Raw genomic sequence first — 21,484 nt, 5'->3', positions numbered from 1 at the left:
GAATATATAAGCTAACGGATAAAGCCAAAAATCAGTAGGGGCGCAATGCATTGCGCCCCTACTCCTTGGGAAATATTGACTATCAAAAAAATCTAGGCTATATTTTGAGAAATTTGAGTAAAGTAGCCAAATCTATCTTTTTAAACAACACAAGGATAGAACGGAGGAACCACAGTTTGGGGCGTATCTGTATTTAAGCAGATGGACATCTCTCAGTCCTAGCCCGTCAGCTAACTTCGTCGGCATTGGGGGAAAATTAGACATTCAAGGCATTTTTATAAAATGATTTGAACTCGTCAGTATTCCTAGTTGGTATTACTCACGTCCGTTGTACCTACTCTCTATTTCTGAGGAGTATCAAATGCTAATACAGTTTAATCTTGCAGCCCTTGCGGTTGCTGGACAACTTGCCTGGAAACGGACTAAACCTGCAATTATCAAAGAAGCAATTTTACTACCTCTGGCGGGTTTTTTGGGGGTAATTATCCTCTGGTGGTTTGTGGCAACTTTTTTAACAGACTTAATGCCCACTCCTGCCCAAGCCTTTGTAGAAAACTTAGACTATATTTTAAATCCTTTCTATCGTCGCGGTCCCGGAAACTTGGGCTTAGGTTGGTTATTACTAGCCAGTTTGCGGCGAGTATTAATTGGTTTTGCCTTGGGTGCTTTAGTCGCTATTCCTGTAGGATTTTTAATTGGAATGTCCAAGCAAGCACTACTTGCCCTTAATCCGATTATTCAAATATTTAAACCTGTATCTCCTTTAGCTTGGTTGCCTATTTCTCTAGCAATTTTCAACTTAGCCGATCCTTCAGCGATTTTTGTAATTTTCATTACCTCCTTGTGGCCGACAATTATCAACACGGCTTTGGGCGTTTCTAGCGTCAACAAAGATTATTTAGATGTGGCGCGAGTGTTGGAAATGCCGCGATGGAGACAAATTACTAAAATAATTTTACCTGCAAGCCTACCTTACATTTTCACAGGATTGCGAATTAGTCTAGGGATTGCTTGGCTAGTAATTGTTGCCGTTGAGATGCTGACTGGTGGTGTAGGAATTGGCTTTTTTGTGTGGGATGAATGGAGTCGTTTAAACTTAAGTTCGGTATTTTTGGCAGTATTAGTAATTGGCATCACTGGGTTAGTGCTTGATTATGCTGTAGGCAAAATAGAAACTTTCGTTACTCATCGCCCAAAAACTTCTTAAAAATGTGGAGATGTTGCACTGCAACGTCTCTACATAAAATACTATTCAGCAACTAAATATGAACGATAATTACCAAAACAGTTGGAGTCGCCGGAGTGTCATTAAAGGCATCGGGGCGACGGCGGCGAGTATGGCGGTTTCCTCCTGTGCTATCAATGCCAATCGCGCTCCTCAAGGGCTGTCAGAAGCTGCTTTAGCTATAGAACCCGTTGTAGATTCAAAAACTCTAGAAAAACCAAATATCACTGTTGGCTATGTACCTGTAAACGATTGCGCCCCCTTTGCGGTTGCTTGGGAAAAAGGCTTTTTTCGTAAGTATGGCTTGAATGTAACTTTGAGTCGAGAAGCAAGTTGGGGAACATCGCGCGATGGGATAATTTTCGGACGCTTGGATGCTGCCCCGGTAGTGTGTGGAGCGGTAACTAATGCTAGAGACGGTGCTGAAGGCGCAAGACAAGCCCCTTTGTGTGCGGCGATGACAATTCACCGTCACGGTAACGCCTTAACCATGAATAGGGCAATGTGGGAATCGGGGTTGCGTCCTTGGCGGGAGTATAACGGCAATTTAGAGGAATTTGGACGAGATTTTCGCCGCTATTTTGATAACATTCCCCCCGAAAAAAGAGTTTGGGCGGTGGTATTGAGTTCGGCTATTTATGAGTATTTTGTCCGCTACCTATCCGCCGCCGCCGGGGTAGATCCTTTTGCGGAATTTAGGGTAATTATTGTCCCACCGCCACAAATGCTTGTAAATATGCGAATTGGGGCGATGCAAGCTTATATGGTAGCCGAACCTTGGAATACACGGGCAATTAGCGGTAATGAAGGCATTGGGTTTACTTTTGCCCAAGGTAGAGAGATTTGGGAAGGACATCCAGATAGGTTACTAGCGGTAATGGAGTCTTTTATCGATGAAAACCCAAAAACTTATCGTTCGCTAGTTAAGGCAATGATTGAAGCTTGTCAGTATTGCAGCAAAGCCGAAAATCGCCCGGAAATCGCCAAAATTATCGCTCAAAAGTCTTATACAGGCGCTAAACCAACCTTAACTAGCGCGGCGATTGTAGGAAATTATAACTACGGCGGTTTTGATGGCAAAGCTCGGACAGTGCGATCGCCTAATACAACTATTTTCTTCGACTTGCCGGATAATTTAGCTAAAATCCCCGGCGATCATTCTACTTTTTTATGGCAGTCCGAAAGTATTTGGTTAATGACTCAAGCAGCGCGGTGGGGTCAAATACCCACCGTTCCCAAGGATGCTGAAACTGTAGCCCGTAAAGCTTGGCGAACCGATCTTTACCGCGAAATTGCCGGGGAAATGGGTATCGAATGCCCCAAAGATAACTACAAAATTGAAAGGGCTGAGTTATTTATTGATAACAAAGCCTTCGATCCTAGCGATCCCGTTGGTTATCTCAACAGTTTTGAAATTCGTGCTAATCGCCCCAAATCTTTCTACTTTTCGTAAATTAGAGGTAAATATGAGCCAATTATCATCGACAAAAAATAGCGATCGCTCGATCTTCGATAGGGGAGAATTTTTAGTAGTAGAAAATCTGATCAAATCTTACCCCGCTCCCGATGGCAAAGAAACCGTAGTTTTAAACGGTATCAATTTAACTATCAAAGAAAATGAATTTATCTCAGTAATTGGTCATTCTGGCTGTGGCAAATCTACCTTACTAAAAATTGTCGCGGGACTGGAAAAAGCAACGTCTGGCTTAGTAACTTTAGAAGGGAAAGCCATTCGCAAACCCGGCGCAGAGAGGATGATGGTATTTCAACAATACTCGCTGTTGCCTTGGTTAACTGTGCGAGAAAATATCAGACTAGCGGTAGATGAAGTATTAAAAAAAGCCACTCGACCTGAAAAAATTAGCATCGTTAACGAACATATTGCGATGGTGAATTTAAACGCGGCGGCGGATAAATACCCCGATGAAATCTCCGGTGGCATGAAGCAAAGAGTAGGCATTGCTAGAGCTTTAGCAACTCGCCCAAAAATGCTATTGATGGACGAACCTTTTGGGGCATTAGACGCTTTAACTCGTGGCAAATTGCAAAGACAAGTATTAGATATTTGGGAAAACCAGCGCCAAGCGGTGATGATGATTACCCACGATGTTGATGAAGCAATTTATATGAGCGATCGCATTGTCCTTATGACTAATGGACCCGAAGCAACTATTGGGGAGATATTAGATGTACCTTTCGATCATCCGCGCGATCGCGCCTCAATGAGAAACTCAAAAGAATATTACGAACTTCGCAACCATGCTCTTAATTTCTTAGATCGCTATTTTACCCAAGATGAGTAGTTAGTCGTCCTTATCTTGGCGTTCTGCCTTTTCTTCCTTGTCTGGTTTTTGCCGCCCAGAATTATCCTCTGATTCGTCCGTTATTTCTGGCGTAGGAAAGGGGGACATTTCTTCTGTAGGTACAACTACATCAGGATTTTCATTAATAGGAGTGGGAGAAACAGTAGGAGTTGGAGAAATAGTAGGAGTTGGAGATTCTAAAGGAGTTGGAGAAAGCGATCGCCTACGGCGGATTTCCCGCCACTTTTGTCGCACCGCAGGGGAAACCGTATCGCTAGGAATGGGTGAATCGGTAACGTCAGGAGAAGGACTAACATCTGGCGTAGGCGAATTTTGAGTTGTTGGCTTTGTATCCGGTGTTGGTTCTAAAACTGGTGTCGGACTAGCTTCTACTGGCGGCGGTGTCGTCTCGCGAACTTCTGGCGAAGGTATGACAACAGGTACAGAGTTGGGTTGCTGCAAGTAGTTGGATAAAACCTGACTTAAAGCTACTCCCGCTATTGATGCCAAGGCAACACCACCGCCAATTAATAACCAAGGAAAAGGGCGTTTTTTGACCGCCGGAATCGTTCTAGGTGGCGGTACTAGGCGATCGGGTTTTTTGTAGTGCTGGGGAATTAAAGCTACCGTTGCTAGTGTCTGTACAGGAGTCACAGGAATAGCCTTAGTAACGGCGGGAAGCAGTGCCAACCATTCGGAGATAGTGGCAGGACGAAACTTTGCTTCTACCGCCATACCACGCATTACAGCTTGACTTAAGGACTTGCTTAATTGAGGTTGCAAGTCAACGGGAGCAGGTAGCGGCAGGCGATCGCGCAAAGAAGCCGCCACCGGAACTCGCGCAGTAAGTAAGGCATACATTGTTGCTGCCAACCCGTAGACATCGGTGGCAGGCGTGCGGGGGGCTTGGTAGAGATACTGTTCAATGGGCGCGTAACCTTCCGACACCATCCCTGTATGAGTTTGAGTTGAACCAGGGGTAAATTCACGAGCAATGCCAAAATCAATTAAAACAACTTCCTCTGTACCTTGGCGCAGAATTATATTTTGCGGCTTGATATCCCGATGCAGCAAATTATTTTGATGTACTACCTGCAACGCTGCGCCAATTTGCTGAATATAGTGAATCGCCTTGGTTTCAAGAAGTGGTTGATCGGGAAATACTACCAAGTCTAAAGTTGCCCCTGGTATGTAATCCATGACCATGTAGGGCAAACCATCTTCAATAAAAAAGTCACTGACGCGCACAATATTTGGATGTACACAAGTAGCGAGTCTTCTTGCTTCATCTTGAAACTGACTTTGAAACTTGGCAAATTGCGCCTCGCGCCGCAAAGACTCATTCAGGGTTTTAATTACCACGACTTGATTTAGATAACGATGAGTAGCTTTGAACGTAATGCCAAAACCACCGCGCCCTAGTTCTTGCTCTAAGGTATATTTTCCGCCCTGTAATGTTTTGCCAGCTATCATGTTTTCAATTTTATGCTCTCTGCATTTTAGCTTCATCGCCTTCGGTGCCGCTAAAATCTTTGTCCAATTCCAAACTGTACCTGACTTTCGCCTCTGTCATTAATGCCAAAATCTGCTCGCAATAAACCTATAGGCGATTCTACCCGCAAGCCCGCACCATAGGAAAAGCCCGTACCTGGTTTACCTCGAACTACCGCAGGTTCTCCTAACACCGTGTCGCCCGAACCCAAATCTGTGGCAAAATCTGCAAATAGTACGCCGCCTACGGGTTGAAAAATCAAAAAGCGGTACTCCGCCGAGGCTAAAACATAAGAGCGTCCGCTACCAACTTCCGAACCTCCATAAGCTCTAACTGAATCAAGTCCACCTAAGTTGAAAGCTTCATAGGGTGGCAAATCGCCGATAATAGTGCCACCTTGGAGATTAAAGGCTAAAACCTCTATATTTCTTTGTCCAAGTATCTGTACCGGAAAGTATTGAATGTAGTTTGCTTGTAGGCGATTCATTGTAATATCACCTCTCCCAATCGGGATTGATTGCTCGGTACTTAGGCTAACAATTGATCCTTGCGTCGGATTACTGCGATCGTTGCGATCGTCTTTGATGGCGCTAACTGATACTATTGTCAGATCGTCAATTCCTTTACCACTAAAAGAAAGCTGATTGCCTAATTCATCAATGGGGGAAATATTACCATCGCGATCGCGGATACTAATACGGGTATAATTTAACCCCAAAGATGTTTGCCACTCATCAATAGGTTTATTGAGGATAAAACCGCCGCCATAGCGTCCTTCACGGGGATTACTACCATTAGCTAAATCAATATCGCTATCAAAAGTCGGCGAAGTTCCCCGGCGACGAAATACAGTCACTTCATAACCTGGAAGATCGGGTTCGCTAGCGCGGTAAGGACTTGTAAAAGTAGTAGCAAATTGTAAGTCGCGGCGGCTAAATTGCAAATCTACATCTATAGAATTATTAATGCCGCTCAGATTAAAGTCTTGATATTCGATTGTGCCGTAAATCCCTGTATCGTCATCATAACCACCCCCAGGGCTGACGCTGCGAGCAGGTTTCTCTGTCAAGTCATAAATGACTTCAACTTGCTCACCTGCGCCTACTAAAGCCACATTAACGGTTCTAAATAATCCTAGTTGATACAACTGCCGCAAATCTTGTTCGATCGTGCGACTTTTGACTACATCCCCCGGTTTTACTCTAACTTCGCGGCGCAAAAATTCTGTAGTTGTCCGGCTTTTAATCAAGTTTCCTTTTGAGTCTGTAGGATCGCCATCGCGATTCAAAAAGCGGAATTTAACATTGCTGACAATTCCTTCTGCTACGTCTATAGTTAGCACTCCATCGGGACTTGGATTTATTGCTAATACTTTTGCTGCTACATAGCCATTTTCGGTATACCACTTGTCAATTTCTGCTCGGCTTTGATTGATAGCCTCTAAGCTAATCTCCTTGCCAAACTGGGTTTGAAATAGTTTTAAGGTGATATTTGCTGGTAGAACGTTAGCATTGGGGCTGGCAATAGCTGTGACAATTATTGGCTCTACAGTAATTACTACATCTATTCCCGTGGCGTTGCTAGTAGTATTTGCTTGGGCGCTCACAAATAAACCCGTAGCTAAAATTGCTTTAATGTCTGCTTGCAACTGGCGGTTGCTTGTATCGCTCCCCTGACGCGTAGAAATCACATTGCGGACAATTTCTGTTAATTCTGCCTTTGCGCCTATTATCTGGACATCAGTAGCCAAAATAAATAAATCGCTTTCTGGGGCCTTACTATCTCTTTGCTGCCTCAGCATTTCTGGTAACGTTGTCGCACCTACACAGTATACATTTAAGTTAAAAATAACTGCCAAGACAACAAGTTTAAGATAAAAAACACACATAAAATTAATGTAAAAATATCATTGCTTAAGGAGAAATTTTTGCTCAATTAAACGTATGATGCGATCGCCATCGGTCTAATCGCTCTAAAAGCGTAGATTAAATTTAGTATTCAACCCAAACCTTTTTTATTGGTTTTCATGTCCAACAAGTCTGAATTTCGATTACTTTGCCTCAGTAATGGTCATGGAGAGGATATAGTTGCTGTGCGTATTTTACAGGAACTAAGCCAAATCTCGAAGAAACTCAATATTTCGGCCCTGCCCCTAGTTGGTGAAGGGAGAGCATACTTTGCGGCAGATATTCCGGTGATTGGCTCTGTGCAAGCTATGCCTTCGGGTGGTTTTCTTTACATGGATGGGCGGCAATTGGTACGGGACTTACAAGGAGGTTTATTGCAACTAACTTATACTCAGCTCAAAGCTATGCGTACTTGGGTAAAAGATGGCGGTGGCAAGATTTTAGCTGTGGGAGATGTCGTACCATTATTGTTTGCTTGGTGGAGCAGTGCTAACTATGCTTTTGTGGGGACAGCCAAATCGGAATACTACGTGCGCGATGGGTTGGGAAATCTACGCCAAAATAATCGCATGGCAAATTTTTTAGGGTTGAATAGTTCTATTTATTTACCTTGGGAACGCTGGCTAATGAGCAATCCTCGTTCTTTAGCAGTTTTTCCTAGAGATCAAATGACTGCAAAAATGTTGCAAAAATGGCGTATCCCAGTGTTTGACTTAGGCAACCCGATGATGGATGGATTAATCCCCGTCCACCCTCTACAAATATCTGCCCTAGCACAATTGAGTATTGTTTTGCTTCCTGGTTCTAGAGTGCCGGAAGTTTACACCAATTGGCAACAAATTTTAGTAGCAATTTTTAGCTTACTAGAAGTTTTTAGCGATCGCTCTTTGTTATTTTTGGGGGCAATTTCCGCTCAAGTCAATCTAGAAATTCTGGCTCAAATGCTCGTCAAAGCAGGTTTTTGTTCATTAAATAACCAAACCTTCACTTATAAAAATGCCTCAATTGTTTTAAGTCAAACAGCTTATAACGAGTGTTTGGCAAGAGCAGACATTGCGATCGCCATGGCGGGGACAGCAACAGAACAATTTGTTGGACTTGGCAAACCGGCGATCGCCTTTCCTGGTAATGGCCCGCAATTTACCTATAGTTTTGCCGAAGCCCAAAGCCGTCATTTAGGGTCATCGCTCATTTTATTAGAGCATCCAAACCAAACGGGGGAAGCGGTACAGACTTTATTAACTGATACTGAGCAGTTAGCGCAAATTGCCGAAAATGGTTATAAACGCATGGGAAAACCTGGCGCAGCGCGGCGAATTGCCGAGTGTTTGATCGAGCAATTTGAGCAAAATAATTAACTTTTAGCGAGTAAAGTTTGTAACGGCATTATCCTAAATTGGCACAATTTGAAGTAGCTCTACGTCACATTCTAAGAAATTGCTAGTTGCCCTGACGGTTTGTCTGACTGCAAAAATGAAAATCGCTAGTTTTATTTACCAACCAACTACCATAAAAATTGACTCTTAGGTTGCCTTTTTTGCGCTAATTGTGGTTAATTTATTGTCATATGCGCGATCGCCGTTGTTGGTTACAAGTTTGACTAAACAGGGTCGTCAAAACAAGTCCTAACTTTGACTTGGGTTGAATAATTCATATTTTTAGGTAAACTTGCTCTTGACTAACAGCTAGTCGTCACTATAAGGTAACTCGATTGTATGCCCAGAACTCCTAACGAATACGTCGTACACCTAATGATTGCAGGTGGACACCGGGAAGAAATACGTTTTAGTAACATTCAGGAATTTCAAAAATGGTACAGTGGCGAACTTGTGCCTAAGTCAGCTTCAACTGAATTTATTAGTGTACCGATCAAAAACGTTCAGGGAGAGTACATGGTAGTGCGTCCAGCCAGCATTTTGGCTATTCGTGTCGAACCAATATTTAGTTCTAGTGTAGAAAGATATTAGTAAATGATGAAAAAGATATTTGGTTTACTGACCTCTATAGGAGTGGCGATCGCGCTTTGTCCTACCCCTTCCATCGCCCGCGTACCTCTGCAAGTAAATAAACAGGCTCAAGATCCCAACTTGGGGCTAGACGCGCAAATATGGGGTGAAAATGGTCAAAGTGGCGATTGGCGAGAGGTACTAAAGTCTATTGATAGCAGTTTGCGCTATGTAAATTCGCCTAGTGCGTTGAAAGCTTACCGAAAATATAGCTCTAGTGGTATTACCCGCGATCGCGTCCGTCGCAGTTTAGTTCATTTCCGCAAACTGGTAGTTGCCGCCAAAACTCCCGCCGATCTCCAGCAGGCGGTCAAACGAGATTTTGTTTTTTATCGTTCGACGGGCAGAGATGGTAAGGGAGAAGTTTTATTTACCGCCTATTACGAGCCAATGTACGAGGCTAGTCCCGTCAAAACCGAAAAATACCGTTACCCTTTGTATCAACTGCCTAACAACTTTAAAAGATGGTCTAAACCTCATCCTACTCGCGCCCAATTAGAAGGCAAAGATGGTTTGTTAGGGGCAAAAAGCAAGCTGAAGGGATTAGAATTAGTTTGGTTAAGCGATCGCTTAGACGCTTTTTTAGCTCAAATTCAAGGCTCGGCTAGGTTTGCTCTTACTGATGGTACTCAAATGAGTATAGGTTACGCGGCTAAAACCGATTATCCTTACACCAGTATTGGCAAGGAGTTAGCCAAAGATGGCAAACTGCCGCTTCCAGGCTTAACTTTACCTGTAATGATTAATTACTTTACCCAAAAACCTTGGGAACTCAATAGTTATTTACCCCGCAACCGCAGTTTTGTGTTTTTCCGCAAAACCTATGGAGCGCCAGCTACGGGGAGTTTAGGCGTACCTGTAACTGCCGAGCGCTCGATTGCTACCGATAAGTCTTTAATGCCTCCAGGGGCTTTAGCACTGATTCATACTAGCCTGCCTTTTCAAGGTAATTCCAAGGGGCTATTTAAAAATGATCCTAAAACGCAAATGGAGTATCGCAGTGTTAGCCGCTATGTTTTGGATCAAGACGCGGGGAGTGCGATTAAAGGTGCGGGACGAGTAGATTATTTTATGGGTACAGGAAAATTGGCAGGCGATCGCGCGGGAGTTACGGGTAGTAGAGGTCAATTGTATTATTTGCTACTTAAGTAAAAATTACTATTTTTGACCAAACAGCCTGGAATTAGCTTTAATTCTAGGCTGTTCATGTTATTGACAATTAATAATTACCCGCTCTTGAAGTTTTTTAATAGGGTGGATAATCAAATTCATCATCATCGGTATAAGCAGAACTAGAAGTTGCTGCCACTTTAGAAGTTTCAACAAATTTAATGTTTTCTTTACCAAACTCTTTATGTTCTTCAAAAGCTTGAACAATTATTGTCGATTCTTCAGCATCAGAGGCAATTAAGTACTTACTTAAAGTATCTACGGTAGGATGTTCGTAATCTGTAGTCGCCGCAATTAAGGCTGTATTTTCGCCGCTTCCTCTTTCTTCAGATTCAATTATTGGGCAAAAAATACCGTGAGCGTAGAATAAACCACCTTTTGATGACACTGGTTGTTGGCGATATTGCGCGTAAGCTTTTTCTAATTCGCCCAAAAATCCAGTTAATTCTCTACTTTGCTTGTTGTAATCGTAGTAAGCTTTGCTAAAACTTGCCCCTGCTGCGCCATTTAATGTTAATTGTAGAGGCAATTTATGCAAAAACTTTTTGTTATTATCTACTAAGTAAATTAAGTGACGAGTATAGGTTTTGAATTTAAGTTTATCTGTTAAAAAAGCGTCGTAATGGTCTTTAAGCGTCCCAATCTTTTCGCCAGTTTCGCGATTTTTTAGCGATAATGGCCCTCGGCGAACAACAACTAACTGCGGTGTATTACTAATAAACAGTGGTTGAATTTCTCCAGTGCTAAAAGCGTAATCTATCTGTTGCCAGTTAGCATCAGGAGTAAAACCTACGGCTTTAGCATTGTCTACTCTAATAGCTAATCCATAGGGCTGCATTTCGCCATTGTCATACCTAGGATTAATCATTTGACACCAAGGAATAGTTAGCGATGGTGGAGCGTTAAATTTATCGTCTTCAAAATCGAAATTTGTGGGTGAGTTCATGTTTTAATACTAAAAAATCGTTAGCTAATAGAGTCTATCTATTTTACAAGTAGGATGAATCCGGCAAACTACGGGTAAAAGTCAGATTGACATAATTCTTGATTTACATATTGCGGGCGATCGCAAATTTACAGATTTAACAGCTACAAAAATAACCCATCGTCAGATCGTACAGAAGATAGAGGTGTTAGATCGAACTAATAAGTCATTATTCTTAGCAGTATTATCAAAGCTGTCAAAGAAGGGGGAAATATCAATACTCAATTGTATAGCGCGAAGCTCAACACTACTTGTAACGCCGTTAACCACTTAGCTAGAGCAAAAGAAATTGCTGCTTATTGTGCCACCAACGCCGCCGAGAGCGATCGCTTTGGGGTATTTCCAGTACGAGAATTTGAACTAATCGCTGATAGTGGACTGCTAGAAGCGCCACTACAACCCCATTTAGGCGGCTGGGGTGCGGGAATAGACGCTGTTGCCATTTACGAAACGCTAATGTTGCTTAAGTGCATTGGGAGCGGCAATTTGGCGGTAGGGCGCATCTATGAAGGACACGTTAACGCGCTGCAATTGGTGCAGAGTTTTGGGACAAGAGAACAAATCGAGCAATTGGCAGAAGACGCGCGACTTCACCACAAAATATTTGGCGTTTGGAATGCTGAAGCTGAAGATGGTGTAAAAATTATTCCCCTCGGCGACGGACGCTATAGGCTAGAAGGCTCAAAAACCTTTGCTTCTGGCTGCGGGTACGTTGAGCGTCCTTTTGTCAACGGATCGCTGCCCGACGGCACTTGGCAAATGTGTATTGTACCGATGGAAGAAGTCGCAACGGTGAGCGATCCGGCTTGGTGGCAACCGATGGGAATGCGAGCAACGGCTAGTTATAAAGTAGATTTTACTGGGGTAGAATTAGACGCTAAGTGGTTAATTGGCAAGCCAGGAGATTATTATCGCCAACCTTGGTTAACGGCGGGAGTAATTAGGTTTGCGGCGGTGCAGTTGGGGGGCGCAGAGGCATTATTTGACGCAACGCGGCAGTATTTACACGAGCTAAATAGGACGGAAGATCCGCATCAACAAGCCCGAATTGGAAAAATGGCGATCGCCATTGAAAGCGGAAATCTTTGGCTAAAAGGTGCGGCGGATTTGGTTGCAAGTTATGCGCCGATTTTTGGTGGCTACCCTGATGTTGACCATCCCCAAGCCGAAAAATTAGTTGCTTATACAAATATGGTAAGAACAACAATCGAGTCTATTTGTATGGATGCAATGCAACTAAGCGAACGAATTGTTGGTACTCGCGGCTTATTACCTCCCTATCCGATGGAGCGAATTATCCGCGATTTAAGTTTGTATTTACGCCAACCTGCTTTTGATGCAGCTTTAGGCAGCGCTGGTAAGTACGCATTGGCTGACACTACCTCAATTGATTCTTTATGGTCGAAAACTTACTATTAACGGGTGTAGAATCGCCCTTGTATTCGGTGTCCCAAATTGCTGTTAAACGGGCGCTAATTGTTGCACCACACCCCGACGATGAGACTTTGGGCTGTGGAGGCGCGATCGCACTTTTACGTTCTATTGGCTGTGACGTAAGCGTGCTGGTAGTTAGCGACGGTACTTTGTCTCACCCCAATTCCCGAAAGTATCCACCTTTAGCGCTGCGAGAATTACGGGAAAGCGAGACAATCTCAGCTTTGGACATATTGGGAGTTGATGCAACGGCGATTAACTTTTTGCGTTTACCCGATGGCGGAGTTGCTCATCAAAACCTCGATTTGAGTCAATATTTAGCGCAAATTGCCCCAGAAATTGTATTTTTACCTCTGCGCTGCGATCCTCACTCCGATCACCGTGCTAGTTTTCAGTTAGTTAGTAAAGCTTTAACTAGCTTAAATATGACTCCGCGTTTAATAGAGTATCCAATCTGGGATTGGGACGACTCGCAAAGTACAAACTGGGATAATCACAAGCTTATTAGCTGGCGATTAGATATTAGCTTTGTACTGAAATTAAAACAACAAGCGATCGCATCTTATCGTTCCCAAATCACTAATTTAATTGATGATGACCCCCAAGGGTTTCGGCTAACCTCAGAAATGTTGGTAAACTTTACTCGTCCAGTGGAAGTTTATTTAGAGGAATATTTATGAACGAGTCGCAACCTAACTCTTTACCGCCTAGCTACTTTGACAAGCTTTATACTGAAAGTCCCGATCCTTGGAAGTTTGAAACTAGCGAGTACGAAGCTAATAAATATGCTGCCACAATTGCCGCTTTACCAAAAGAACGTTATCGTTCGGCTTTTGAAATTGGCGGATCTATTGGCGTACTAACTCAAAAACTCGCCCAACGTTGCGATGCTTTGCTTTCTATTGATGTATCAAAGTTAGCGCAAGAGAAAGCGATCGCGCGCTGTAAATCGCTTTCCCACGTTAAATTTGAGATTATGTCTGTACCAGAGCAATATCCTAATGAAACATTTGATTTAACTTTAGTTTCAGAAGTTGGCTATTACTGGTGTTGGGAAGACTTAAAAAAAGCTCAACAGTTAATCCTAGAGCATCTAGAACCCAGCGGACATTTGCTTTTAGTTCACTGGACGCTTTACGCCCGTGATTATCCTTTAAGTGGCGATGAAGTCCACGACTCGTTTTTTGAACTTGCTCCGACTAAATTACGACATTTATTAGGTCAAAAGGAAGAACAATATCGGCTCGATTTATTTGAGCGCGTGTAAAAATGATAGAAACTACTATCTTGAAAAATCTCGAAAAATTGCCGGAATCTGCCAAACAGTCAGTTCTTGACTATATAGAATTTCTAGTAAATCGCTACGCCCCAGAAGCTCCTAAAACGCCAAATACTACCAAGCGAGGCGGACTTGGAATCTGGAAAGGTAAAGTCTGGATGTCTGAGGATTTTGATGAACCACTTGAAGAATTAAAAGATTATATGTAAACATGAATCTTCTCCTGGATACCCATACTTTTCTCTGGTACTTGCAAGACAGCAAAAAATTAAGTTCTAAAGCAGCAGAAATTCTTGAAGATCCAAGTAATACTCTTTGGTTGAGTATTGCCAGTCTATGGGAAATTTCAATTAAGCTTGGTTTAGGAAAACTTAGCTTGCAAAACTCCTTTGCTGAGTTAGAGATAGTGCTACAACAACTAAAAATAGAAGTTTTGCCGATCGCATTCTCTAATACTGAGCGCTATTTTAACTTGCCTCTACATCATAGAGATCCTTTTGATCGCATTTTAGTAGCACAGGCAATGCTATCTAGATGAAGTTGTCCAGGTTTGAATGTGGATGAAATACTCTCAAGAGCAAAAAACTCCAAAGCTACAATCTGACTAACGAATCTAGTTAAATTGGTAGTAGGTAATCAACATACCTAGCACAACTAACAATGTATTAATTATTGCAGGTGTTAATGATGAGTCTATGTTTCGCCATAATATAACTTTGTAGTAGTCCATTTCTTTGAGACTATCTGTTTTTTCGATGTTAGCCAAAATTTTATTACAATCCATTAACAAAAGCATGAAGATAAAAAAGCAAGCTGAGACGAAAGATACATCTAATATGTTGAAAGAGTTAAACATTACATAAAATATCTTGCTGCAAAAATAGCTAGCAATTAACGAAAAAGAGAAGAACATAGTAAACATTGCTGTTAACCATGGAGATTGCAAAATTTGTTTAATCGTCTCGAAACACAATGATCGTAAACTGATATTACCTTGAAACAAAATAACTAATATGACATTTATTATTGTTGTAGATAATACCAACGCTAGAAATAGACATATATCTAGTAAGAATTTCCAAAAAATCTCCATTTTGAACTTCCTATACAGAGTTTAATTAAAATTTAAATTTAGCTTGCGCTTGTGTTCTTAATATTACCTCGCTGAATCATTCCCTTATTTTGATGAATTGCGATCTGGCTCTCGATGCCTATAACCTGCAAAGAGTATAATCATAATCAATCCAAAAATATTCTACTTTTGTAAAACGGCATTTATTAGGACAAAAGGAAGAACAATATCGGCTCGATTTATTTGAGCGAGCAAGCGGAAATGGTAGCAAATACAGCCTAAAAGCTTGACTCTCACTTAAAAAATGATAGAGTTGCTAATATTTTCCTTCGGTGGGTTGGTTGATAAATCCTCAAAACCAATCAGTGTTCACTTGAGAGATATTTCAACAACGGTTAGCGATCGCATTTTTTATAGCCTAGTTCCCACAATCCTTACAATACTGGCTCTGCTTCCCCGCCGAAACCCGCTTCTAGGTAGAATTAGAGCCTACACTTAAAAGGCAATCGGTTAAAGATATTTCAAGGCTGCTGAACTGCACACTCCGTTAATTTCTTAGCTTTATTTACGAACTTAGTATCAAAAGTGTAAAGCGCGGAACAGTTCTGGCTTTGTGCTAAATGGATTGCATCGGCAAAATCCAAGCCGTTTTCATGCCATTGCAGAACTTGCGCCATTAAATTTCCATTCGTAAGCTGAACATTAGGTAAACCGAATAAATTTTTAAATGCTTCGCAAATTTTATTGGGTTTGAAGTTGTAAGCAAAACGTAAAACCCACTCTGTTTCAAGGATTACTATGTCTGGAATAAATACATCATGTTTCTGAAATAGCTTAAAGCTTTTGTTGTATTGCTGTTCGTCATCTTGAGTTAAGAGACGTACAACAATATTTGTATCAACTGCAATCATGCCACTGTTCCATTACTCCTTGGTGAATCGCATCTTCTATATCATCTAAACTTTTCGGCTTTCCTGAATATTCTAAGCATCCTGCAACCTGCGCTAACGTCGTCTCTGGGAAAGGCTTTTTGGGTTTTAAAAGAATACCATCACCAACATCAATCGCAATAAGCTCTTGACCTGCTTCCCAATTATGAGCAGCACGTAAGGTTTTTGGAATAATAACTTGTCCTTTGCTCGACAGCTTGGTTACTTTCATCAGATTCGGGGTCAAAAGAGTAAGAAATATGTAAGAATTTTAACACTAGCGTCTTGAAAGTGCTTGCGGCGAAATGAACTCTCCGGTTTGAGAGTTTCCCAATTGTGGTAGAACCTAACTTGTCTAAGTAAATGAAAAAAATAGCGATCGCATTCTCTACAATATCAATTGCTCAAAAAGTAATCGCACTTAATCAGCATAACCAACAAACTTATGCACTTTTTTAGATTGCTTCTAAAAAGGAATCAGCCGTTCAGCCTGCAAATTAGCAAAATCTTGGGCTGAAAAACTAGGCAATTTAGATAAACTATAGCGATCGCACTTTTTCCGTAATTCATCAAGATATATCCGTAATTCTGTTATAACTTGTCTAATCTCTACCTTTTGCCAACGTTGCGCCCAAATCCCTTCTTTCTCTTGGCGTTGCTCGATTTTCTCAAACAATAAACCAAAAGTATGTGGTTGCGTCAATTCTTTGGCTAACCATTGTACGTTTACCCCCAAATCTGTTGCTATTTGAGCTATATGAGCAATATCTGGCTGATAACCGTCTAAAATGCCCGACCAAAGTATTCGCAATTGGTGACGTACTTGCAAACGCAGCGCGATCGCATTTACTGATTCTACTAAAAAAGGTTGCTCACCCATTCCCATCGCCGCCCATTGATGCAATTGATTTGCCAACCCTAAAGCGGCGCGTCCCGTTTCTCTGGCTGAAGTTACAACTTTTACTAAAGGACTATGGCGAAAACGCGCATTTACCCGCAATAAAGCTTGGTAAAAAGCTACATCTTCCGGGGTGCGGACGGCGGGTAATCCTCCTGCTTGTTGGTACATCTGGGCTGTTACAGCCAGGCTTGCACCATAATGTTGATAGTGGCGGGGAAAGCGATCGTCGGGGTCGGGATCGAGATAATCTTCTAATTCAGCAATGAGAAAACGGTAGCCAACTTCGCGCAAATAGCAAGCTTTGGCGTAAGGATTTAAAGTAGCGCGATCGCTTTTAGTTATATATATTCTCCCACCTACCGCATCCGCACCCGCCGCAACTTCGGCAATATTAGCCGCAATCCAAGTCGGCGTAACTTGAGAATCCCCGTCAGTTGAAGCAATTATTCCTCGTCTGCGTCGCAAGTAAACTAGACGACGATAAGCTTCATCCATCAAAATTTGCCGCACTCTACCGATGTATGCCTCCGCCGGAGGTAGAGTTATTTCCACTACGTGCAAAACTAATTCGGGATGCCGTCTGGCAAAATAACAGGCAATTTCGGCGGAATTATCGCTACAATTATTTGCTAATAAAATAACTTCATAACGCCGCCAATCGAGTTTGTTTCCCTTTAAGTCGATTTGGTAGGCTAGGGCGCTAAGAGTGGTTTCTATAGTTTGGGCTTCATTACGAACGGGGACAATAACGCAGACTTCGCATAGAGCTAAGGGCGGTGTCGGAACTAGAAGCTGTGGCGACTTTTGAGGTAAATTACTTGCTAAATCAGCAAATAATTCTAAGCGCTCATCTCCCATAGCACTTTTTCAATTTCCGATAATTGCAGGACATGAGGTTTTTATGAAGATTTATAAAAACCATTTTGTCGTTTTAGATTTAGCTCTAAATCTATCTGGTGGAAGATTGGTACTAATAGTTACATTAAGCTCTCATCAAACTTAGAGTTTTTTCAATAAGGATGCGTCCCAACTTTTTGAGCTTTTGCTTGCATGGCGTAATCACGGAATCTTTCTAAGTCTGCTTGAATCGTTGATTCTACTGCTTTCCCTAAAAACAGACCATCCATAATTTTGCCCAAGATCCCAGGAATAGCATAGGCAATAGAAAGTTTGACAATACTACTATTGTTTGGGCGATCGTAAAAGCGAATAGCGCCCCGATTGGGTAAACCGTCCACCGATTCCCACTCAATAATTTGGTGGGGGACAATTTTTGTTAGGCGCGATAGCCAGCTAAATTCTAAACTACCCGTTTTTAGTTTCCAGCGCGATAGTTGCGGATCGTTTGGTAGAACTTTCACCGAATCAATCCACTTCATCCACAAAGGCATTTGCTCCAAATCCGCCCATAACTGCCAAACTACATCTATAGGCGCATCTACTTCAACTTGTACGCTATGCTCTAACCAATCAGCCATCTAGGTTTCCTCTATTGTTGTTTGGGCTACGCGACAGTAGATAATTGTTGAGGATTTTCTATTTCCCCTACACTAGCCAAAATTACTTTTGCTGCCTGACGACCAGAAAGCGTTGCGCCTTCCATACTATCGATATAATCTTGCTGAGTGTAACTCCCCGCTAGGAAGAAATTACTTATAGGGGTTTTTTGTGATGGACGATATACGTCCATTCCAGGAGCTTCTCGATACAATGACTGAGCAAGTTTGACAACGCTGAACCAAGTCATGTTTAATTCCCGCGATGAAGGGAATAAAGCGTGGACTTGCTTAAGGACGTGCTGGGCAATTTCTTCGTTACTTTGTTTGATAAATGGATCTCCTGGCGTTAGTACCAGTTGCATTAACGAGCCTTTTCCGGGAATGTAGTAGTCACTGGGGCTAGTTAGAGCCAAATCTGCAAAACAAGAAAAGTCAGCATCTGCTGTATATAGTAAATTATCTATCCCGGCGGCACGGTCTAATTGAGTTCGTTCTGTAGCATTTTGCAACTCTGTTACCCAACCATCAAACCTTAACTGTACGGTAGCCACAGGTACAGTATCTAACTTATAAATTTTGTCAAATTCTGACCATTTGCGCCATTGTGGGGGTAAAACTCGCTGAATTCCTGGGACATCACAAGCAAATAGATAAGCATCGGCTAAAACGGTTTCTTCTGTTTCGCCTTTAGCAATTACAAAGCCAGTAACTTTTGTTTGTTGCCCTTCCCCTGCAAACTGAATTTCTCTAACGCGGCGGCGAGTATGGATTTTTACCCCTCTAGCCTCCAAATATTCCACAATTGGTTTAAGCAAATACTCGTGGGGAGAACCTTCTAGCATTCGCAATACTGACGCTTCGCTTTTGGTAGCAAACATCAGGAAGATTGTGAGCATACAACGAGCCGAAATATTTTCCGTATCGATAAAGCCGAGGGCGTAAGCTATGGGATTCCACATCCGCTTGAGACTGCCATTACTACCCCCTTGACGGCGAAACCAATCAGCAAAGCTGACGCTATCCAAGTTGCGGATAGTTTTCATCGCCCCTTCAAAGTCTACCAAGCCTCGGACTATGGGGCTAGTACCAAGAGCGATCGCATTTTGGGCTTTATCAAGTAATGATAGTTGAGATGTAGTAAAAAATGCCTTTAATCCGTTGAAGGGCGCACCAGTCAGAAAGCGAAAATCTAATTCGCCAATGCGTCCGCCTTCATTAATAAAAGTATGGGTATGTTGCTTTAAGCGCAAGTTATCTAGCGCCCCCACTTTTTTCATCAAGTCAAATAGTTGATAGTAGTTGCCAAAAAAGACGTGCAATCCCATCTCTACATGATTGCCGTCCGTATCTACCCAACTGCCAACTTTACCGCCCACAAACGGACGAGATTCAAAAATTTCTACGTCCCAGCCAGCATCTGCTAATTCTACCGCACTTGCCAGCCCTGCTAGTCCTGCCCCAACGATCGCCACCCGCATCTAGTATTTAATCCTTCGCGTATTCTTTACATATTTTAATCTGTTAGCGGTTTTGTTTACTCAAATTGCGGCATTAGTTGTAGCGTTCCAATCCCTAAATCTTGAGGAGAGAGATTTTGCCCCACAAATAGCGCCATCATATCTTTTAAGTGCGGCTTTCCCCGTGAAGCTCCCATCAATCCCCTAGCAACAATCAAACCGCAATAACCGCCAGTATTTTTACACCGCTCGTCCCATTTTTTGCGCGCTGCAACGTGAACTGGATCTGTGTCTAAAAACTCGCCAAATAAAAACATTTCCTCATTTTCAGTTTTTAAGACTCCTAAATCGTAACGTTCCCCTTCAAAAGGATCAGCGCCAGGATTAAACCCAATTCCTTGAAGTCCCCCCGCTTCTTGAATAGTAGTAATAATCGTCATAGCTTTGGGGCGGGATGTCTGAATCAAAATTACTGGCAATCCATCCCCCGCTTGGGTAGGTTGTCCAACTTGGTGATGAATTGCGCCGGTACGGAGATAACCCACCATTTCCCAAGAGACTACACCCAAACTTAAAAAAGAGTCTTCGGGGATCAAATCATCTCGCAAGGACTGAAACGTTGGCATTTCATCGTCATCCTCATCACCATCAAAAGTCATCGCTTCTAATTCGGCGGTGAGTTCTGGCATTGTTGCAACAGTAACAGCAATGGGCTTTTCTTTAGTTTTTGCCTCTGTTGGCGGAGGAGAAATCTTATATTTATGCTTGAGGGGAATTATTTCATCGTCAGATAAAACCTCGCGTTCGTCCCGGATAAAGCGATTAAGTCCTTCTAACGCCATATACATTGCGATCGCTTCTTCTTCGTACAGTACCGAGCGCAAACCTTCCAAGGGGTGAATATTTCCAAAAGATGGCTGGATCTCTGTTAGGGGCAAATCGGCTAAATCAATAATATCCTCATCCTCCTCATCCTCCTCATCTTCCTCATCAGTATCAAAAGTCAAAAACAAGCAGTCTTGCTGTAAAAAAGCTTCTTCCAAGTTTCCTGGAGACTCGTCTTCTAACAACACCTTTGCCCGAAATTGCTTTAAAGACTCCTCCGAGCGATAGAGCAAAATTCCGTACTCCATCCCCAACATTCCCATAACTGAAGCGTAGAGAGTACCTACATCCCATTGATTTAATTCAATAGAGATAATTTGATGCTCCTCTAATACTTCCCAAGGGGCGCCATGCCAAATTTCAAAAGCTTTTTGATTGAGAGCTTGAGCGTACTGGGGCGGTAATTCGGGAACTTGACTGTCAACTACTTCTTGAAAGCTGCGGTATAGCTCATCAATTAGCGGTAAATCGGGGACATAATCGATCGCAATATCCAACTCTTGGAGAGCGCCACGTAAAAAAAACTGAATTTCCCGACTTCTAACAACAATTTTTTGCGGGCGTGCAGGTTTGGCGGGGCTGTTGGGATGCTCTATGGCTCTCAATAGCGTCCGCACAATTGCCTCTGGGCCAGTATCTTCGGCTACTACATCCATCGCCCGTACCACTCCTTGAGAACCATCTACCCAGAGGATACACTCACCTTTGGATTCTGGATTAGATTCCAACGCGGATGTCGCGGGCGCAAATGGACGGCGATCGCCCTCCCAAACACTAGCAATCTGGTTTAATTTTTGTAACCGACGAAGGGTAGCACTATTCAAAGACATTGTCATAAACCAAACCAATCACCAGAAGTGTAAGAGGGAGAAAGCCATTAGCCGCAAGTTGTTTAGCGATCTTGCTTCTAATTTTTAAGATGAACGCTTACTTGTTGATA

General features: G+C 42.5%; 20 protein-coding genes and 1 riboswitch. Of the genes, 11 read left to right on the top strand and 9 right to left on the bottom strand.

Features of this window, described 5'->3' with window-relative positions; translation table 11 throughout:
• Nucleotides 1-114 precede the first annotated feature (114 nt).
• Nucleotides 115-259: riboswitch (cyclic di-AMP (ydaO/yuaA leader) on the top strand.
• 102 nt (nt 260-361) lie between these two features.
• Genes ntrB through SYN7509_RS0205055 form a run of 3 tightly spaced genes read left to right on the top strand, consistent with a single transcriptional unit; the run spans nt 362 to nt 3,528 of the window.
• Nucleotides 362-1,207: a nitrate ABC transporter permease gene (gene ntrB, locus SYN7509_RS0205065; protein WP_009633187.1), complete on the top strand. Its 846-nt coding sequence runs from the start codon at nt 362-364 to the stop codon at nt 1,205-1,207.
• Between the two features lie 58 nt (nt 1,208-1,265).
• Nucleotides 1,266-2,678, top strand: coding sequence for an ABC transporter substrate-binding protein (locus SYN7509_RS0205060; RefSeq protein ID WP_009633186.1), 1,413 nt, complete (start codon nt 1,266-1,268; stop codon nt 2,676-2,678).
• A 13-nt stretch (nt 2,679-2,691) separates the two neighbouring features.
• Nucleotides 2,692-3,528, top strand: a complete 837-nt coding sequence (locus SYN7509_RS0205055; protein ID WP_009633185.1) for an ABC transporter ATP-binding protein — start codon at nt 2,692-2,694, stop codon at nt 3,526-3,528.
• Here the strand turns inward: SYN7509_RS0205055 and SYN7509_RS0205050 are convergent, their stop codons facing one another.
• Nucleotides 3,529-5,001: a serine/threonine protein kinase gene (locus SYN7509_RS0205050; RefSeq protein WP_038020818.1), complete on the bottom strand. Its 1,473-nt coding sequence runs from the start codon at nt 4,999-5,001 to the stop codon at nt 3,529-3,531.
• Between the two features lie 50 nt (nt 5,002-5,051).
• Nucleotides 5,052-6,908: a BamA/TamA family outer membrane protein gene (locus tag SYN7509_RS0205045; RefSeq protein ID WP_009633183.1), complete on the bottom strand. Its 1,857-nt coding sequence runs from the start codon at nt 6,906-6,908 to the stop codon at nt 5,052-5,054.
• 138 nt (nt 6,909-7,046) lie between these two features.
• Here SYN7509_RS0205045 and SYN7509_RS0205040 point away from each other — a divergent pair, with 138 nt between their 5' ends.
• The 3 genes from SYN7509_RS0205040 (at nt 7,047) to mltA (ending at nt 10,085) form a co-directional block, all read left to right on the top strand.
• Entirely contained in the window at nt 7,047-8,285 is a 1,239-nt protein-coding gene (locus SYN7509_RS0205040) for a lipid-A-disaccharide synthase-related protein (RefSeq protein ID WP_009633182.1), read from the top strand.
• 357 nt (nt 8,286-8,642) lie between these two features.
• Complete coding sequence (locus SYN7509_RS0205035; RefSeq protein ID WP_009633181.1) at nt 8,643-8,894, top strand: hypothetical protein; 252 nt, start codon at nt 8,643-8,645, stop codon at nt 8,892-8,894.
• A gap of 3 nt (nt 8,895-8,897) precedes the next feature.
• The gene (gene mltA, locus SYN7509_RS0205030) at nt 8,898-10,085 is read left to right on the top strand and encodes a murein transglycosylase A (protein ID WP_009633180.1); all 1,188 of its coding nucleotides are present in this window, start codon (nt 8,898-8,900) and stop codon (nt 10,083-10,085) included.
• Between the two features lie 94 nt (nt 10,086-10,179).
• On the opposite strand, the gene SYN7509_RS0205025 is transcribed toward mltA, so the two are convergent.
• Entirely contained in the window at nt 10,180-11,049 is an 870-nt protein-coding gene (locus tag SYN7509_RS0205025; protein ID WP_009633179.1) for a DUF5895 domain-containing protein, read from the bottom strand.
• A 264-nt stretch (nt 11,050-11,313) separates the two neighbouring features.
• On the opposite strand from SYN7509_RS0205025, the gene SYN7509_RS0205020 reads away from it, so the two are divergent.
• The 5 genes from SYN7509_RS0205020 to SYN7509_RS0205000 are packed head-to-tail and all read left to right on the top strand — an operon-like array spanning nt 11,314 to nt 14,339.
• Nucleotides 11,314-12,507: an acyl-CoA dehydrogenase family protein gene (locus SYN7509_RS0205020; protein ID WP_009633178.1), complete on the top strand. Its 1,194-nt coding sequence runs from the start codon at nt 11,314-11,316 to the stop codon at nt 12,505-12,507.
• Entirely contained in the window at nt 12,486-13,202 is a 717-nt protein-coding gene (locus SYN7509_RS0205015; RefSeq protein WP_009633177.1) for a PIG-L deacetylase family protein, read from the top strand. Before SYN7509_RS0205020 ends, SYN7509_RS0205015 begins: the two co-directional genes overlap by 22 nt.
• Nucleotides 13,199-13,789, top strand: coding sequence for a class I SAM-dependent DNA methyltransferase (locus tag SYN7509_RS0205010; protein ID WP_009633176.1), 591 nt, complete (start codon nt 13,199-13,201; stop codon nt 13,787-13,789). The genes SYN7509_RS0205015 and SYN7509_RS0205010 overlap by 4 nt, the downstream gene beginning before the upstream one ends.
• A gap of 2 nt (nt 13,790-13,791) precedes the next feature.
• The gene (gene vapB / locus SYN7509_RS0205005; RefSeq protein ID WP_009633175.1) at nt 13,792-14,010 is read left to right on the top strand and encodes a type II toxin-antitoxin system VapB family antitoxin; all 219 of its coding nucleotides are present in this window, start codon (nt 13,792-13,794) and stop codon (nt 14,008-14,010) included.
• A gap of 2 nt (nt 14,011-14,012) precedes the next feature.
• Nucleotides 14,013-14,339 (top strand): type II toxin-antitoxin system VapC family toxin, encoded by a 327-nt coding sequence (locus SYN7509_RS0205000; RefSeq protein ID WP_009633174.1) that lies wholly within the window; start codon nt 14,013-14,015, stop codon nt 14,337-14,339.
• A gap of 1,055 nt (nt 14,340-15,394) precedes the next feature.
• Here the strand turns inward: SYN7509_RS0205000 and SYN7509_RS0204990 are convergent.
• From SYN7509_RS0204990 to SYN7509_RS0204965, 6 genes are all read right to left on the bottom strand, one after another.
• Nucleotides 15,395-15,784 carry a type II toxin-antitoxin system VapC family toxin gene (locus tag SYN7509_RS0204990; protein ID WP_009633172.1) on the bottom strand — a complete coding sequence of 130 codons (390 nt, stop codon included), beginning with the start codon at nt 15,782-15,784 and terminating at the stop codon, nt 15,395-15,397.
• On the bottom strand, nt 15,771-16,034 hold the full coding sequence (locus SYN7509_RS0204985) for an AbrB/MazE/SpoVT family DNA-binding domain-containing protein (RefSeq protein ID WP_009633171.1): 264 nt from the start codon (nt 16,032-16,034) through the stop codon (nt 15,771-15,773). The genes SYN7509_RS0204990 and SYN7509_RS0204985 overlap by 14 nt, the downstream gene beginning before the upstream one ends.
• Nucleotides 16,035-16,268: 234 nt before the next feature.
• On the bottom strand, nt 16,269-17,561 hold the full coding sequence (locus tag SYN7509_RS0204980) for a glycosyltransferase family 2 protein (RefSeq protein ID WP_009633170.1): 1,293 nt from the start codon (nt 17,559-17,561) through the stop codon (nt 16,269-16,271).
• A gap of 152 nt (nt 17,562-17,713) precedes the next feature.
• On the bottom strand, nt 17,714-18,181 hold the full coding sequence (locus SYN7509_RS0204975) for an SRPBCC family protein (protein ID WP_009633168.1): 468 nt from the start codon (nt 18,179-18,181) through the stop codon (nt 17,714-17,716).
• A gap of 26 nt (nt 18,182-18,207) precedes the next feature.
• The gene (gene zds, locus SYN7509_RS0204970; RefSeq protein ID WP_009633167.1) at nt 18,208-19,680 is read right to left on the bottom strand and encodes a 9,9'-di-cis-zeta-carotene desaturase; all 1,473 of its coding nucleotides are present in this window, start codon (nt 19,678-19,680) and stop codon (nt 18,208-18,210) included.
• Between the two features lie 56 nt (nt 19,681-19,736).
• Nucleotides 19,737-21,380 carry a DUF6930 domain-containing protein gene (locus SYN7509_RS0204965; RefSeq protein WP_009633166.1) on the bottom strand — a complete coding sequence of 548 codons (1,644 nt, stop codon included), beginning with the start codon at nt 21,378-21,380 and terminating at the stop codon, nt 19,737-19,739.
• Nucleotides 21,381-21,484: the final 104 nt, after the last annotated feature.

It is taken from the genome of Synechocystis sp. PCC 7509, from assembly GCF_000332075.2.
GTDB lineage: Bacteria > Cyanobacteriota > Cyanobacteriia > Cyanobacteriales > Chroococcidiopsidaceae > Aliterella.
This window is presented reverse-complemented; position numbering and strand designations above follow the sequence as displayed.